General features: G+C 66.3%; 13 protein-coding genes. 7 read left to right on the forward strand and 6 right to left on the reverse strand.

Translation table 11 applies throughout. The features are described from left to right. Positions 1–3 precede the first annotated feature (3 nt). The 4 genes from fixJ to ACTIEW_RS05060 all read right to left on the reverse strand — a co-directional run bounded on the left by fixJ (position 4) and on the right by ACTIEW_RS05060 (position 3,536). Positions 4–603 (reverse strand): response regulator FixJ, encoded by a 600-nt coding sequence (gene fixJ, locus ACTIEW_RS05045; RefSeq protein ID WP_439476828.1) that lies wholly within the window; start codon positions 601–603, stop codon positions 4–6. Continuing rightward, positions 596–2,053 carry a PAS domain S-box protein gene (locus ACTIEW_RS05050; protein ID WP_439476829.1) on the reverse strand — a complete coding sequence of 486 codons (1,458 nt, stop codon included), beginning with the start codon at positions 2,051–2,053 and terminating at the stop codon, positions 596–598. The genes fixJ and ACTIEW_RS05050 overlap by 8 nt, the downstream gene beginning before the upstream one ends. Before the next feature lie 79 nt (positions 2,054–2,132). Next, on the reverse strand, positions 2,133–2,774 hold the full coding sequence (locus ACTIEW_RS05055) for a helix-turn-helix domain-containing protein (RefSeq protein WP_439476830.1): 642 nt from the start codon (positions 2,772–2,774) through the stop codon (positions 2,133–2,135). A 177-nt stretch (positions 2,775–2,951) separates the two neighbouring features. Then, positions 2,952–3,536, reverse strand: a complete 585-nt coding sequence (locus ACTIEW_RS05060; RefSeq protein WP_439476831.1) for a hypothetical protein — start codon at positions 3,534–3,536, stop codon at positions 2,952–2,954. 118 nt (positions 3,537–3,654) lie between these two features. Between ACTIEW_RS05060 and ACTIEW_RS05065 the strand changes: the two genes are divergently transcribed. Next, positions 3,655–4,098: a host attachment protein gene (locus ACTIEW_RS05065; RefSeq protein WP_439476832.1), complete on the forward strand. Its 444-nt coding sequence runs from the start codon at positions 3,655–3,657 to the stop codon at positions 4,096–4,098. A 27-nt stretch (positions 4,099–4,125) separates the two neighbouring features. On the opposite strand, the gene ACTIEW_RS05070 is transcribed toward ACTIEW_RS05065, so the two are convergent. Both ACTIEW_RS05070 and ACTIEW_RS05075 read right to left on the reverse strand, forming a co-directional pair. After that, positions 4,126–4,329: a YgaP family membrane protein gene (locus ACTIEW_RS05070; protein ID WP_439476833.1), complete on the reverse strand. Its 204-nt coding sequence runs from the start codon at positions 4,327–4,329 to the stop codon at positions 4,126–4,128. Further along, positions 4,326–5,639 carry an NAD(P)/FAD-dependent oxidoreductase gene (locus ACTIEW_RS05075; protein ID WP_439476834.1) on the reverse strand — a complete coding sequence of 438 codons (1,314 nt, stop codon included), beginning with the start codon at positions 5,637–5,639 and terminating at the stop codon, positions 4,326–4,328. Before ACTIEW_RS05075 ends, ACTIEW_RS05070 begins: the two co-directional genes overlap by 4 nt. A gap of 172 nt (positions 5,640–5,811) precedes the next feature. Between ACTIEW_RS05075 and ACTIEW_RS05080 the strand changes: the two genes are divergently transcribed. The 6 genes from ACTIEW_RS05080 to ACTIEW_RS05105 all read left to right on the forward strand — a co-directional run bounded on the left by ACTIEW_RS05080 (position 5,812) and on the right by ACTIEW_RS05105 (position 15,792). Beyond that, positions 5,812–6,846, forward strand: coding sequence for an efflux RND transporter periplasmic adaptor subunit (locus ACTIEW_RS05080; protein WP_439476835.1), 1,035 nt, complete (start codon positions 5,812–5,814; stop codon positions 6,844–6,846). After that, positions 6,843–10,073: an efflux RND transporter permease subunit gene (locus ACTIEW_RS05085; protein WP_439476836.1), complete on the forward strand. Its 3,231-nt coding sequence runs from the start codon at positions 6,843–6,845 to the stop codon at positions 10,071–10,073. The genes ACTIEW_RS05080 and ACTIEW_RS05085 overlap by 4 nt, the downstream gene beginning before the upstream one ends. Next, positions 10,070–10,414 (forward strand): ArsR/SmtB family transcription factor, encoded by a 345-nt coding sequence (locus ACTIEW_RS05090; protein ID WP_439476837.1) that lies wholly within the window; start codon positions 10,070–10,072, stop codon positions 10,412–10,414. Before ACTIEW_RS05085 ends, ACTIEW_RS05090 begins: the two co-directional genes overlap by 4 nt. Continuing rightward, positions 10,411–10,794, forward strand: coding sequence for a DUF302 domain-containing protein (locus ACTIEW_RS05095; RefSeq protein ID WP_439476838.1), 384 nt, complete (start codon positions 10,411–10,413; stop codon positions 10,792–10,794). Before ACTIEW_RS05090 ends, ACTIEW_RS05095 begins: the two co-directional genes overlap by 4 nt. 467 nt (positions 10,795–11,261) lie before the next feature. Then, positions 11,262–13,277, forward strand: coding sequence for a sulfotransferase (locus ACTIEW_RS05100; RefSeq protein ID WP_439476990.1), 2,016 nt, complete (start codon positions 11,262–11,264; stop codon positions 13,275–13,277). Between the two features lie 133 nt (positions 13,278–13,410). Continuing rightward, the gene (locus tag ACTIEW_RS05105; RefSeq protein ID WP_439476839.1) at positions 13,411–15,792 is read left to right on the forward strand and encodes a TonB-dependent receptor; all 2,382 of its coding nucleotides are present in this window, start codon (positions 13,411–13,413) and stop codon (positions 15,790–15,792) included. Positions 15,793–16,161 lie beyond the last annotated feature (369 nt).

Below are 16,161 nucleotides of genomic sequence, written 5' to 3' on the forward strand. Positions count from 1 at the left end.
AAATCAGAGGCCGGCAGCCAGCGCGATCCGCATCAGTTCCGCGACATTGCGAGCCCCGGACTTGGTCATCAGGTTGGCCCGGTAGATCTCCACAGTTCTGGGGCTGATCTCCAGCTCGAACGCGATCTGCTTGTTGAGCTTCCCCCCCACCACGCCCGCCAAGACGTCCCTTTCGCGGGGCGACAGCTGCGCGAGACGCCCTTCAGCGCTCTTGCGCAGGGCATCCGATCCCTCGGCCGCCCGGGGCGCCGAAAGGGCGTCGCGGATCGAGCCGATCAGACGTTCGTCATCGAATGGCTTTTCGATGAAATCGACAACCCCCGCCTTCATGGCCTCCACCGCCAGCGGGACGTCGCCATGCCCTGTCATCACGATCACCGGCGTGACAGAGCCGCGGCGCCCGAGCTCGCTCACCAACTCCAGACCTGTCAGGCCAGGCATTCGAATGTCAGTGAGGATGCAACCTTCCCCGACCGGGAGGGCCTCAAGGAAGTCACCCGCCGAGGCATAGAAACAGGCTTTGAGGCCGTTCACGTCGAGCAGGAAGGCAAGCGCATCGCGCAGGCCGTCGTCGTCATCGATGACATGCACCAGATCAGACAAGGGCGTTCTCCTCAGCGCGGGGCAGGGTGAATGCGAAGACTGCGCCACCACCGCTATTATCTTCCGCCCAGATTCGCCCGCCATGGGCTTCGATGATGGTGCGACAGATTGACAGCCCTACGCCCATGCCGGTCGCCTTGGTCGTGACGAAGGGCTGAAAGAGGCGTTCGCGCACCTCCGGGTTCAGGCCCGGCCCGGTGTCGGCGACGCTGATCCGGATAGTCCAGGCGTCGTCGGCGCACACCCGGATTTCCAGCTGCCGCCGCGGCGCATCGACCATGGCGTCGATGGCGTTGCGTATCAGGTTTAGCGCCACCTGCTGAATCTGGATCTTGTCGACCATCACCGAACCGACATTTCGGGCCAGCCGCAGGTCCACCCGCACGTCCTGATCCTTGACGCCGACCAGCGCAAGCGCGCTTGCCTCTTCCATCACCTTGGCCGGATCCTCGAGCGTGTGTTCCGTTTCGCCCTTGGCCACGAACTCTCTGAGACGCTTGATGATGTCGCCCGCCCTCAGCGCCTGGTCGCCCGCGCGGTCGAGCGCGCTACGCAGCTTGACCAGATCAGGCTCGGGACCCTCAAGCAGGGTCACCGACCCCTTCATATAGCTGGCGACGGCCGAAAGCGGCTGGTTCAACTCATGAGCCAGAGATGACGCCATTTCACCCATCGCGGTGAGGCGTGAGACATGCATCAACTCCGACTGCAACTGCTGCAGCCGCCGCTCCTGATCACGCCGCTCGGTCAGATCCCGGACAAAGCCTGTGAAGAACCGGCTCTCTCCAACGGCGGCCTCTCCCACGGCCAGTTCCATTGGAAAAGTGGAGCCGTCCTTGCGCTCGCCGACGACGATCCGACCGACGCCGATGATCCTCCGTTCCCCGGTACGGAGATATCGTTCCAGGTAGCTGTCGTGCTCGGATCGATAGGGGGTGGGCATGAGACAGCTGACGTTGCGCCCGATCGCCTCTTCGGATGTCCAGCCGAACAGTCTGACGGCGGCGGCGCTGAACGACTGGATGATGCCGCTCGCATCGATGACGATCATCGCCTCCGGGACCGTTTCGAGGATCGATTGCAGGTGAGCCTGACGGCTGGTCGCCTCGCGGCTTCGGCGCCACAAGCGCTCTCCCCCCTCCGCCACGAAGGGGCCCAACAGGGCGAAACCCAACGCGTTGTAGAGGTTGGCCGTGTCGTTCCAGAGGGCGCTCTGCAGATGGATCGCGCCGGAGGCCAGGCAGAACGCTGTCGCCGCTAGGCCCGGGCCGCGGCCACCGAGCGCCGCAGCCACGAGAACGACCGGTACATAAAGCACGAAGAACGAGCGATCGCCGAAGGCAGGCTCCAACGCCAATCGAATGCCGAACGCGAGGATCGCGCCGATGATCGCGGCCATATAGCCGTATCGGCGGGTCATCGTCTCGGAGATGGTGAATCGAATTTGCACCGGCCCCCTCGGAACGAGACCACATCCTGTGGCTGTCCATCGACCAGTCTAACATACTGACGCGAATTGCGCGCGAGGGTCAGGCGGCGGCCATGTCCGACAAGGCGCCGAGCCGCCGGATGCGGTATCTGCGGGCTCCAATGAACTCGACGAGACCCTCCGCCTGCAGCCTCCCCAGCATGCGGGAGATCGTCTCGATGGTGAGCCCCAGATAATCCGCCATGTCCTGGCGGCTCATCGGCAGCGCGACAATCTCGCCGCGGAAACGGTCGGCGATGTCGAGCAGGAAGCGGGCGACCCTTTCGCAGGCTGTCGCCCTTCCGAGCAACAGCATGTGGGATTGCGTGCGGCCCAGTTCGGTGGCGGTCGCTTGCCAGATCATGCGCTCGAGGCGGCCGGCGTCGTAGGCTGCGGAGCCGGAGCGGCGGATAGCGAGGACTTCGCAATCGCCCAAGGCTTCGGCCGAGAACCGGTGGGTTGAGGTCATCGCGACCCCGAGCACATCTCCCTCGTAGTAGAAGTCGCCGATCTGACGACGGCCGTCGGCCAGCAGATGGCTGGTCCGGACCGCGCCGCGGACGAGACGATAAATCAGGTCAGCGTCCTCGTCCTGGGCGTAAATCTCTTCGCCCTGTCGGAAGGTCAGGCGCGCGGCGCCGGTCCATTCCTCGGCGCCGCTCGGTGCGTTGTCGAAAGTCTGCTGAAGCAGGGTCGGCGTCATGGCGGGCCTCCTCGTCTTGATGAAGACAGGGATAGGCGACCACGACGGTTCTGGTTATTCGGGAGCGACCCCTAGGCGACCTTCCCTACGGGCTGATACGTAGGCGACTCTGATCGGTCGGGACCTCGGACGCCAGGACGACGCCGACCTGTCGAGGTCGTCTGAGCGCCCATGAGGTCAATCAGAAGCCTGTGAGGCCGGACGGGAAGCTGTCCGGGTCAGGAGCACCAGCACCAGGCCGCTGCTGATCAAGGCCATTCCAACGACTGGTCCCCAGCCCGACGCTGCACCCGTGAAGGTTCCGCCTGTGACGGCGATCGCGGCGACGGCGGAGGCAAGGGCGGAGGCGAAGAGCCATCTCCAGGCGCCCGCGGGATGAAGCTTCAGGGCCAACGCCAGCTGGATGCCGCCGTCCACGACCAGAGTCGAGATCGCCAGAATTACCACTGCGAACGCTCCGGTGCGTGGACTGTAGAAGAGAAGGGTCCCGAAGCCCGCCGCCGCGGCGCCGGCGATCAAGAGGGCCCCAAGCGGTCGCCCACCGAGCAGCAAGAGCAGCCAGATAGCGAGTATGGTGATGCCCGCTATCCAAAGCGCCCAGCCCGATGTTCCGCCAAGTACAACGCCTGCCGGCTCAGGCGCCAAGGCAACAACCGCGCCGACCAGGATGAACGCCAGTGCTGCGAGGAAGACCGGTTGGGGCCGGGCGCTGATATCGCTGAGCAGTCCATCCGACCAGTGAGGCAGCGCGCGAGTCGTCATGGGTGTCTCCTGCAGTCGGCTCTCTGTCGTTCACCAAGGCGATCCCTGCCTTGATGTCGATCAAGGCAGGGATCGCCGCTGGCTACATTGTCCGCAACAGGCTCCGAAGGAGGACTGCATGGATATCATGGGATCAAGCCTGATCGTGGTCGCCGACGGACGGCAGGCCCGGCTGTTTGAGGAACGGCGCCGTGGAGGACCGTTGACGGACGTCACCGCCCAACTTGGCGATCTGGCGTCCCATCGGCCTGAGGCCTCCAGCTCACGGACCCGCACCCATGACCGTTTCGGCCCGGCTTCCCACACAGGCGACGGGCCGACGCCACAGGACCGGCGCGAGGCGGATTTCGTTGGCCGTGTAGGCGTTAAGGCTGCCGAGATCATGCGCCGGGGGAGCTATCAGGACCTGGTCCTGATCGCCGCGCCGCGCGCGCTCGGCCAGCTGAGGCGAGCGATGGCGCACGCCGGCCTCGAGGTGGCGCACACCGAGTCCCATGACCGTGTGTCCGAGAGCCCGGCGTCGCTTCGGACCCGCCTGCGTGACCTCCGCCTCGGGGCCTGAAGGCCCTGGCGGCTTCCGATGGTCGGCCTAGCGGAACGCCGTGCCGGGCCGCACGCCGAGCCGTCGGAACAGCATGGCGGCCGGGCAGAATCCGGTGATCGAGGCCTGCAGCAGGTTGAGGCCCACGAACATCGTCAGCCACATCCAGGCCGGATGAATCCAATGGGTCAGCGCCACGCTGACCAGCACCATGAACCCGGCAAACATCATGACGGCGCGGTCGAGGCTCATGCCTTGGACTCCTGTACGGGGGTGGACTGGGTGGTGCGGCGCAGCTTGTGGGCGCCGATCAGATCGAGGGCCAGCTTCTCGTAGAGCGGCTCGGCCTGACCCTTGCGGACCTTGTGCAGAAAGTAGCTCTCGAAGGCGACCTTGGCCGTGTGCACCCAGCCACCGCTGGCGGACCAGTTGATATTGCGCGGCGGGATCTGCGGTTGGGCCATGAACGCCACGCCGCCGTCGCCGAAATCAGCCAGGCAGATAGCGTTCCAGCTGGCCTCGAAGCTCGGCGCCTCGCCGTCGAGGATCTGCTTCAGATTGGCCGAAATGGCCGAGACCATGCTCTCGATCATGAAGCCGGTCTTGGGCACGCCGACAGGCACCGGGGTCGGCCCGGTCGGCGGAATGGCGATGCAGACGCCGAGGGCGAAGATGTCGGGCCAAGTCGGATTGCGCTGGTGCTTGTCGACGAGGATGAAGCCGCGCGGATTGGTCAGTCCCTCGATCCCGCGCACGGCCTCGACCCCGCGGAAGGCCGGCAGCATCATGGAGTAGGCGAAGGGCAGGTCGTGATTCGCCTTGACGGTGCCGTCCTCGCCGACCTCCTCGATATGCATCATGCCGGCGTCGACGCTCTTCACCTTGGCGTTGGTGATCCATTTGATGTGCCGCTGACGCATCTCGCTTTCCAGCAGGCCCTTGGTGTCGCCGACCCCGTCGAGGCCGAGGTGGCCGATGTAGGGTTCCGAGGTGACGAAGGTCATCGGCACCTTGTCGCGCAGCTTGCGACGGCGCAGTTCGGTATCGAGGATCATGGCGAATTCATAGGCCGGGCCGAAGCATGACGCGCCCTGGACCGCTCCGACCACGATCGGGCCGGGGTTCTTCACGAACTCGTCGAAGGCAGTGGCGGCCTCGACCGCATGATCGACATGGCAGATCGACACCGTATGCCCGTTCGGGCCGAGGCCCGGAATCTCGTCGAAGGCCAACTCGGGCCCGGTAGCGATGACCAGATAGTCGTAGTGAAGCGCCCGACCGTCGGCCAGGTCGATGCCTTTTTCAGCGGGCCGGATGCGGCTCACGCCGACGTTGATGAACTCTACGCCTTTGCGCTTCATCACCTCCGGCAGGCTGACTTCGATGGCTTCGCGCTTGCGCCAGTTCACCGCCACCCAGGGATTGGACGGGGTGAAATGGAAAGTGTCTCCCTTCGAAACCATGACGATCCGCGCGCGTTCGCCAAGAACGTGGCGCAGATCATAGGCGGCGATAGCGCCGCCCAGGCCTGCGCCGATGATGACGATGGTGGGCCGGTTCATAGGCGCTCTCCTTCGCGGGACGTTCTGAGATGCCCGATCCTGCGCCGCCCGGTCCGCCGCGCCTTGATCCGTATCAAGGCTCACGATCGGCGCCGGGAGGACAGTTCTCAGGCTTGCATTCATATTAGTACCACCTAATATTAGCGCAAGCTTACATAAGGATAATCCTCTGATGACGAAGCCGACGGCCCTGTTCGCCGCCCTCGCCGCCACCGCCCTTCTGGCAAGCGGTCTGTCGGCTTGCGGCCCGAAGCCCGAGGTCGCCGCCACGGCGCCCGCGCGGGGGGAGCGCCTCTCCGTGGCGGAAGCCCTGATCGACGCGGTCAAGCCGGCCTCGGCTGTGGTTGCGTCGCGCGATCTCGGCGAGGCGCGCGCCCGCATTCCGGGCACGCTCACCCAGTTGAACGTGCGCGAAGGCGATACGGTGCGCCAGGGCGAGGTCATCGGCGTGGTCACCGACAACCGGGTCGGACTTGAGACGGCGGCGTACGGCGCCCAGGTCGCGGCTGCCGAGGCCGAGGCCGCGCGCGCCCGGGCCGACCTGTCACGAATCCAGACCCTGTTCGATCGAGGCATCTACGCCCAGGCCCGGCTCGACCAGGCTCTCGCCGCCTCCCAGGCCGCCAGCGCCCAGGTCCGGGCGGCGCGCGCCGTGCGCTCGGCCAGCGCCGAGACCGGGGCCCAGGGCCGGATTCTCGCCCCGACGTCAGGCCGGGTGCTCGCCGCCGACGTGCCCGCAGGCTCGGTGGTCAACGCCGGACAATCGGTCGCCACGATCACCGCCGGACCGCTCGTCCTGAGGCTGGAATTGCCGGAGGCCCAGGGCCGCAACCTGCGGGTCGGTCAAAGCGTCGTCATTTCGTCCGAGGACCTGCCCGGCGTCAGCGCCGGGACCATCGCCCAGGTCTATCCGGCGTCCAACGCCGGCCAGACCACCGCGGACATCACCGTCGCCGGCCTGAGCAGCGACCGGGTCGGGCAGCGCGTCACCGTCCAGGTGCCGGTGGGACAACGGCGCGCGCTGGTCATCCCCCGCCGCGTCGTCTCCACCCGATACGGCATCGACTTCGTCCGCACCGTCGACCGCGCCGGCCGCGTCAGTGAGGCGCCGGTCCAGCTGGGCGGCCCCGTCAGTGGTGACCGTGTCGAGGTGTTGTCGGGTCTCGCCGTCGGCAATGTCGTTCTGGCTCCGGAGACGGCCCGATGAACCTCGGCCTGTCCGGACGGCTGACAAAGGCCACACTGAATTCGCCGCTGACCCCCCTGATGCTGCTGGCGGCCATCGCCGTCGGCCTGATGGCTCTCATGTCGATCCCCCGCGAGGAGGAGCCGCAGATCAGCGTGCCGATGGTCGACATCATGGTCGCGGCCCCGGGGCTGAGCGCCTCCGACGCCACCGAACTGGCGGCCAAGCCGCTGGAAGCCATCGTGCGCAGCATCGACGGCGTCGAGCACGTCTACACCCAGGTGCAGGACGACCAGGTTATGGTCACCGCCCGCTTCGTGGTCGGCTCGGACCCCGACGACGCAGCGGTCCGGGTGCATGAGAAGGTGCGCGCCAACTACGGCTCCATTCCCGTCGGGGTGTCCGAGCCGCAGATCGTCACCCGGGGCATCAATGACGTGCCCGCCGTAGTCCTGACCCTGACGCCGCGCGCCGACGCCGCCGGGCGCTGGAGCGACCAGGCCCTGTACGACGTCGCCGTCCGCTTGCGCACCGAGATCGGCAAGGTCGAAGACGTCGGCCTGACCTTCATCGTCGGGGGCCGCCCGTCCGAGATCCGGGTCGAGCCCGATCCCGCCCGCATGGCGGCGCGCGGCGTCGCCCTGTCCTCGGTGCTCGAGACCGTCGCCCAGGCCAACCGCAGCTTCCCGGCCGGCGCCTTCCGCGACCAGGGCCAGGCCGTGGCGCTGCGCTCGGGCGAGCGGCTGGCCACGCCCGACGACGCCTCCCTGCTGACCGTCCGTTCGATGGCCGGCGAGCCTGTCTACCTGCGCGACGTCGCGACCGTCGTCCAGGCTCCGCGGGAGGACCAGGCCCGCGCCGCCCACTACGCCCGCGCCGGCGACGGCTGGAGCCGGACCCCGGCGGTCAGCCTGGCCGTCGCCAAGCGTCAGGGCGCCAACGCCGTGGTCGTTTCGCACGGGGTGATGCAACGGGTCGAGGCGCTGAAGGGCACGCTGATCCCCGATGGACTCGAGGTCGTGGTCACCCGCGACTACGGCGAGACGGCCAATGAGAAAGCCAATGAGCTGCTGATGCACCTCGGTCTGGCCACGATCTCCATCGTCATCCTGATCGGCTTCGCCATCGGCTGGCGCGAGGCGGGCGTCACGGCGGTGGTCATTCCCACGACCATCCTGCTCACTCTCTTCGCCTCCAACCTGATGGGCTACACCATCAACCGGGTCAGCCTGTTCGCCCTGATCTTCTCGATCGGCATCCTCGTCGACGACGCCATCGTCATGATCGAGAACATCGCCCGCCACTGGGCCATGAACGACGACCGCAGCCGCGCGCAGGCCACCGTCGAGGCCGTTGCCGAGGTCGGCAACCCGACCGTGGTCGCCACCCTGACCGTGGTCGCGGCCCTGCTGCCGATGCTGTTCGTCTCGGGCCTGATGGGACCGTATATGGCGCCGATCCCGGTCAACGCCTCGGCGGCCATGGTCTTCTCCTTCTTCGTCGCCGTGGTCATCGCGCCCTGGCTGATGATCCGTCTCGCCCGCAAGACCCTGGCCGGGGGCAAGGGTCACGAGCACGGCGAGGGGAGGCTCGGTCGCCTCTACCGCAAGGTGGCCACGCCGGTGATCCGCACGCGCCGCAGCGCCTGGACTTTCCTGATCGTGGTCGGTGTCGCCACCCTGCTGGCCATGTCGATGTTCGGCTTCCGGGCCGTGCCGGTGAAGCTGCTGCCGTTCGACAACAAGTCCGAGCTGCAGGTCGTGCTGGACATGCCCGAGGGAACCAGTCTCGAGGCCACCGAGCGCACCCTGGCCGGGGCTGCGGCCGTGGCGGGAACCCTGTCTGAGGTCGAATCGCTCGAAAGCTATGCCGGAACCGCGGCGCCGTTCAATTTCAACGGTCTGGTGCGTCACTATTTCCTGCGCACGGGCGCCGAACAGGGCGACCTTGCGGTGATGCTCGCCCCCAAGGGCGAGCGCAGCCGTAGCAGCCACGCCATCGCCCTTGACCTGCGCCGCCGCCTGGCCGACCTGCCGCTGCCGGCCGGATCGTCGATCAAGGTGGTCGAGGCTCCACCGGGACCGCCGGTGCTGGCGACCCTGTTGGCCGAGGTCTACGGCCCCGATCCCGCCACCCGCCGCGCGGTGGCCGCCGAACTGGAAACCCTGTTCCGGGCCGAGTCCTCGGTCGTTGATGTGGACAACAGCTACGGCGTCCGCCGTCCGGTCCTGCGCCTGATCCCCGACCGCGAGAAGATCGAACGCTTTGGCCTGTCCGAGCGCGAGGTGCACGACTCCATCGCCGCCGTCATGGGCGGCCAGATCCTCGGCTACGCCGCGCGCGATGACGAGCGCACCCCGGTGGAGATCGCCGTGCGCCTGCCCCAGTCGGCCCGGACGTGGAACGAGCAGATGGCCGTCATGCCGGTGGCTGTGACCACGCTGGACGGCGGCCGGCGGCTGGTCGAACTGGGGGAGGTGGTCGAGGCCCGTCACGAGCTGGCGAGCTGGCCCGTCTACCGCCGTGACGGCCGGGCCGCCGAGATGGTCACCGCCGAACTGGCCGGCGAGTTCGAGGCCCCGATCTACGGCATCCTGGCCATCGACGCCGCCATCAAGGCCCACGACTGGAAGGGTCTGCCGCGTCCCGAGGTACGGCTCAACGGCCAGCCGTCGGACGAGACAGTCCCCACCGTGCTGTGGGACGGCGAATGGGAGATCACCTGGGTGACCTTCCGCGACATGGGCGCGGCTTTCGGCGTGGCCCTGCTGGGGATCTATGTTCTGGTCGTCGCCCAGTTCAAGGACTTCCGCATCCCCCTGGTGATCCTGACGCCCATCCCCCTGACCCTGATCGGCATCGTCATCGGCCACATGCTGTTCGGCGCGCCCTTTACCGCCACCTCGATGATCGGCTTCATCGCCCTGGCGGGGATCATCGTGCGAAACTCGATCCTGCTGGTCGACTTCATCCGCCATGCCCGAACGCCGGGACGACCCCTGCGCGAGGTCCTGCTGGAGGCGGGCGCCATCCGCTTCAAGCCGATCCTGCTCACCGCCCTGGCGGCCATGATCGGCGCGGCGGTGATCCTGTTCGATCCAATCTTCCAGGGTCTGGCCATCTCCCTGCTGTTCGGGCTGATCTCCTCGACGATTCTGACGGTGCTGGTGATCCCCGCTATCTATATCGCGTTGAAAGACGACGGCCGCCCCTTGGCCGCGCCCCCAGCCGCGCAAGAGACCCCATGACCGACGCCCTGCCCATGCCGAACGCCGCCGCCCTCGCCGAGCTCGAGGCCAGCGCCGCTCCCGCCGCCCGCCTCATGCGGCTGTTCGCCAACGAGCAGCGGTTGATGCTCATGTGCCGGCTGAGCGAAGGTGAGTGCGCGGTCGGCGAGTTGGCCGGCTATGCGGGCCTGTCACAGTCAGCCTGTTCGCAGCATCTCGCCCGCCTGCGCGAGGCCGACGTCATCGCTCCGCGGCGCGAGGCCCAGACCATCTACTACGGCATCTCGGATCCGGCCGCGGCCCGCCTCATCGCCCTGCTCTGCGACATCTACCGCGACAAACCCCAGGACCAGACATCATGACCTATTTTTACGCCCGCACGATCGAAGGCGACTTCGAGGCTGTCGTCGAGCGGACCCGCGCCGCGTTGCAGAAACACGGCTTCGGCGTCCTCACCGAGATCGACGTTCAGGCCACGCTCAAGGCGAAGATCGGGGAGGACTTCCGCCCCTACCGCATCCTCGGCGCCTGCAACCCGGTCATGGCCCATGAGGCCCTGAAGATGGAGTCCCACGTCGGCGTCATGCTGCCCTGCAACGTCGTGGTCCAGCAGACCGACGGCGGCGTCGAAGTCTTTGCGGTCGATCCGGCGGCCTCGATGTCGGCCATCGAAAACGCCGGACTTCTCAGGCACGCCCAAACGGTGGGCGAGCACCTGCGCGCCGCTGTCGCCGAAGTCTGATTGCGGGACGTCTGGTTATCGCGGCGGGTCGAAAGCCTGCTTCTGATGCTGCCAGCCATAACGAGAGTCCCCGGGTGATCTGAGCCATGATTGGCGGGGCCGGCAAGCAGGGCAAGCCCCTGCTGGCGGCGCTTTGCGTGCGAGACCAGGAGCAAGCGGCCGTCCCCCAGGACGGCCAAAAACGAGAAAAACAGGGAAACCTTACTCTCGCGCGGCTCGCGGAGACTCTGCCGCTGAAGGAGGCGGCAAGTGTCGCGTGTGGAGTGGCGGAAGGCCGCTCAGCGACCGGAGACGGGGCGCAAATCCCGCCGTGGCGGGCCCTTCAAGGGGCGGAACGACAGGCGCGCGGGGCCATCCACAGATGACAGAGCCCTACGGTTGCCTGAGGCGGCCGACGTAGGGCACGGTTCGACCTCGCACTGTCAGTCTGACAACGCTGTCGAGGCGATATGCGGGGAGCAATGATGATGTCAGCGGCCGATCCGGGCCCGGCCGCAAGCGCCGATCTGACAAAGGCGCTTGCGCATGGGTATCGTCTGATGTCCGACGACCCAATGCTCGCGGAGGCCCAGGCAGACGAGATCCTGCGGCTCCATCCAGAGGAAGCAGAAGCACTGGTGTTGCTGGCCTCAGCCCGGCGCCGACGAGGCGCGCCGGAGGCAGCCTTGGCGGCCCTGGAGCCATTGTTGGCGACCCGGCCCGACTGGGGACCGCTGCATGCCGCGATCGGACTCGCCCTGGCCGATCTGGGCCAGGGCAATACCGCCATCATTGCCATGAAACGCGCCGTGACGCTGGATCCCGGCCTGACCTCCGCTTGGCGCGCCCTGGCCGAGCAATTGGCGATGTGCGGGGACGACGCGGGCGCGGCGGTCGCCACCGCCGAGGAGATCCGTTCATCGGTCTCAGATCCGGTCCTGCTGGAAGCCGGGGCGGCGCTGGCTGACAATCGTCTGGCCATCGCTGAACGCTTGCTAAGGGACTATCTCAAGCGCGATCCGTTCAATGTACCGGCAATCCGCATGCTCGCCGAAACCGGGGGGCGGCTCGGTCGGCTCGACGACGCCGAACGTCTGTTGGAGCGCTGCGTCGAACTGGCCCCGGGCTTTGCGCCCGCGCGGCACAACTATGCGACCGTCCTCTACCGCCAGAACAAGGCCGTCGCTGCATTGGCGCAGCTGGAGCAGCTGCTGAGCCTCGAACCGAACCGCCCCACCTATCTGAATCTCAAGGCCGCTGCGCTCGGCCGGGTCGGCGATTATGACGAGGCCATCGCGATCTGGAGTTCCCTGCTCAAGGCGCTTCCGGATCAACCCCGGGTCTGGCTCAGCTTCGGCCATGCGCTCAAGACCGTCGGGCGTCAGGCCGAGTGTATTGACGCCTATCGCCGCGCTGCGTCCCTCGCACCTCATATGGGAGAGGCCTGGTGGAGTCTGGCCAATCTCAAGACCCGGGTCTTCACCACCGCCGACATCGCCGAGATGGAGCGTCAGTGGGTCCGTGCGGATATCTCCGACGAGGACCGGCTGCATCTGGCCTTTGCGCTCGGCAAGGCGTTTGAGGACGCCGGCCGCTACGGCCCCTCGTTCGACCACTACCAGCAGGGGGCCGGACTACGTCGTGCGCGCGAGCGCTATGACGCCGCCGCCACGACTTCGCACATGGAGCGGTCCCGCGTCGTGTTCACCGCGGACCTGCTGGCCCGCAAGGCCGGGGCGGGCTGTCCGCTGCCGGATCCGATCTTCGTCGTGGGTCTGCCCCGGGCCGGTTCAACCTTGATTGAACAGATTTTGTCGAGCCATACGGCGGTGGAGGGAACCCAGGAACTGCCCGACATCATCTCACTGGCGCGACGGTTGGGCGGCGGGCCCGAGGGGCGGGGGGCCACGAGCTACCCCGAGAGTCTGACGGAGCTAGACCCCGCAGACCTTTCCGCCCTCGGTGAAGAATACCTCGCGCGGACCCAGGTGCACCGGAAGACCGATCGTCCGTTCTTTATCGACAAAATGCCCAATAATTTCGCTCATGTCGGGCTGATCCATCTGATCCTGCCGAAGGCGAAGATCATCGACGCCCGACGGCATCCGATGGCCGGCTGTTTTTCCGCCTTCAAACAGCATTTCGCGCGCGGCCAGAATTTCTCCTACGACCTCTCTGACCTGGGTCGCTACTACGCTGACTACGTCGCCCTGATGCGGCATTTCGATGAGGTCCTGCCCGGTCGCGTGCACCGGGTGATCTATGAGGACATGATCGCCGATCCGGAGACGCAGACCAGGGCCCTGCTCGATCATTGCGGCCTTCCCTTTGAAGAATCCTGCCTGCGATTTCACGAGACCGAGCGCGCCGTGCGGACCGCGAGTTCGGAACAGGTGCGACGCCCGATCTTTTCGGATGCCCTCGAGCAGTGGCGCCACTACCGGCCATGGCTGGGGCCCCTGGAGACGGCCCTCGGGGATTCCCGGCGAATCTGGCGGCAGTAGGCGCCCGTGTGCGGCGCCGCGACAGGATCCGATGACGGATCAATGCGATTCCGCCCGACCGGGGAATAATGTAGCATTGACATTCCCCCGCCGGACCCGCGCTACTGTGCACCTGAACCGTCGGGGGGCTGACATGATCAAGATGAAGTTTGGCGGGAGAGTGCGGGGCGCTCTTTGGTCGGCGGCCCTGATGGGCAGCACCATGCTGGCCGGCGTCCCGGCCGCAATGGCCCAGGACGCTGAGCGGACAACCACGATCGACGACATTATCGTCACCGCCCAGAAGCGTGACGAGAACCTGCAGGACGTGCCCATCAGTATCCAGGCGCTCGGCGGTGAACGGCTCGAGCAGATGGGGGTGTCGGACTTCAACGACTACGTCAAACTCCTGCCCAGCGTCTCCTACCAGACCATCGCTCCGGGATTCTCGGGCGTCTATATGCGCGGCATCGCCAGCGGCGGGGACGGCAACCATTCTGGTTCCCTTCCCAGCGTCGGCGTCTATCTGGACGAACAACCGGTCACGACCATCCAGGGGCCTCTCGACGTCAATGTCTATGACATGAGCCGGGTCGAGGCGCTGGCCGGCCCGCAGGGCACCCTGTACGGGGCCAGTTCCCAAGCCGGGACGATCCGCCTGATCACCAACAAGCCCGACTTCAGCCGGCGCTACGGACAAGTCGATGTGGAGGCCAATTCGGTGGCCCACGGCGGAGTCGGCGGCAGCGTCGAGGGCTTCGTCAATCTGCCGATCAGTGAGCGCATCGCCGCCCGCGTCGTCGGCTGGTACCGGCAGGATGCCGGTTACATCGACAATGTCGCCGGAACCCTCACCTATCCGACCTCGGGGGCGACCATTAACAACGCCAGCCGGGTCGAGGATGACTACAACGACTCCACCGTGATGGGCGGCCGGGCCGCGCTCAGGATCGAGCTGGACGATACCTGGACGGCCACGGCGTCCCTGATGGGACAGACCGCCGACAGCAATGGCAACTGGTCTTATGACCCGGCCAAGGGCGACCTGAAGGCCAGCCATTTCTATCCTGAAACCCTTGAGGACCGCTGGCACCAGGCGGCGCTCACGGTTACCGGACGCGTCGGTAGCTGGGACCTCGTCTACGCCGGGGCCCATATGAACCGCAATGACGAGATACAGCAGGACTACTCGGACTATTCCTTCTTCTATGACACCTTGGCCGGCTACGGGGCCTACTGGACCGACGACTCCGGCACGCCGCTCGACAATCCGTCGCAGTATATCCAAGCCACCGACCAGTACCGGCGCAACAGCCACGAGGTTCGGCTGTCGTCGCCCACGGACGCCCGTCTCCGCGCCGTGGCCGGCGTGTTTTACCAGCAGCAAACGCATGACATCGAACAGAAATATCGGATCGACGGCCTTGCCGGCCCCGGGGGGGCGGTCCCCTCGCTGGAGGTCACAGGCCAGCCTGACACCCTGTGGCTGACGCAGCAGGTCCGAGAGGATGACGACACGGCCGTGTTTGGAGAGCTTTCCTACGACCTCACCGATCGACTCACCCTGACCGGCGGCCTGCGGCTCTTCAGGTCCGAGAACTCCCTGCGCGGCTTCTTCGGCTTCGGCACGGGGTACAGCGCCACGCTGGGCGAGGGTTCCTGCTTCTCCGGGCCGATTGTCCCCGATTCGCCCTGCACCAACCTTGACAAGAGTGTCGAGGAAAGCGGCTCGACCCATAGGCTGAACCTTACCTATAAGATCGACGAAGACCGCATGGTCTATGCCACCTGGTCGACCGGCTATCGCCCCGGCGGCATCAATCGGCGCGGCACCCTGCCGCCCTATGATTCAGACTTCCTGACCAATCATGAGATGGGCTGGAAGACCACCTGGATGGATGGCAGTCTGCGCTGGAACGGTGCGGTTTACGCCCTTCAGTGGGAGGACTTCCAGTTCTCCATCCTCGGATCGAACGGGCTGACCGAGATCAAGAATGCGGCCCAGGCCCGGGTGATGGGCGCCGAGAGCGACGTGGTTTGGCGGGTGACCCCTGACCTGACCCTGTCGGGTGCGATGGCCTATACGGACGCTGAACTCTCCGAAAACTATTGTGGGTTCCTTGCACCGGACGGGTCGCCCGAAACCAACTGCCCGACTCCGCAGTCACCGGAGGGCACCGAACTGCCGGTCACGCCCAGGTTCAAGGCCAACATGACGGCCCGCTACGAATTTCCTCTCGGCAGCCTCGACGGGTTCGTCCAGGGATCGATGGTCTATGTCGGCGAAAACTGGACCGATCTGCGGCTGATCGAGCGAGCGATCATTGGCGAGCAGCCCGCCTATACGACGGCCGACCTGTCAGCCGGCCTGGCCAGCGATGTCTGGACCGCGACCCTGGCCGTCAGCAATGTCACCGACGAACGGGCCAGTCTGTATCGCTATGCCCAGTGCGCCGAACAGGTCTGCGGCGCCAGGACCTACGTCGTACCCAACCGACCTCGCATGATCAGCCTCCGCCTCGGCTGGAAATTCTGACAGGGCGAGTGGGTGGTGTCAGTGGGCCAACCGTCGGTCGGATTTCGCTGAAAGATTGTTAGCCCGGAGCAACTTCCCTGTTCGTCTCACGGGAAAAGGACGCGGCGCGTCGCCCGGATTCCCGGTCGTAGTGAGGGTTGTCGGCAGGTCGAAACGCGTTTGGGATCGGAAATCGGAGCAATTTCCCTGTAATTCCCTGTTTTCAGGGGCGGGCCCAGCCAAGGAAGAACGACCCGTCGCCGAGCGAACGGAGACCGGGGCGGCAAAAGCGGGGCGTTGCAGACAATATTCCGCGACCAAAGACAGCCTGTCCGTCTCCGGGTTCGACGAAGGCGCGGTAATGTCAGGGTTATTTCCCGGGTTACAGGG

The sequence above is a fragment of the Brevundimonas sp. genome, assembly GCF_051860745.1.
GTDB lineage: Bacteria > Pseudomonadota > Alphaproteobacteria > Caulobacterales > Caulobacteraceae > Brevundimonas.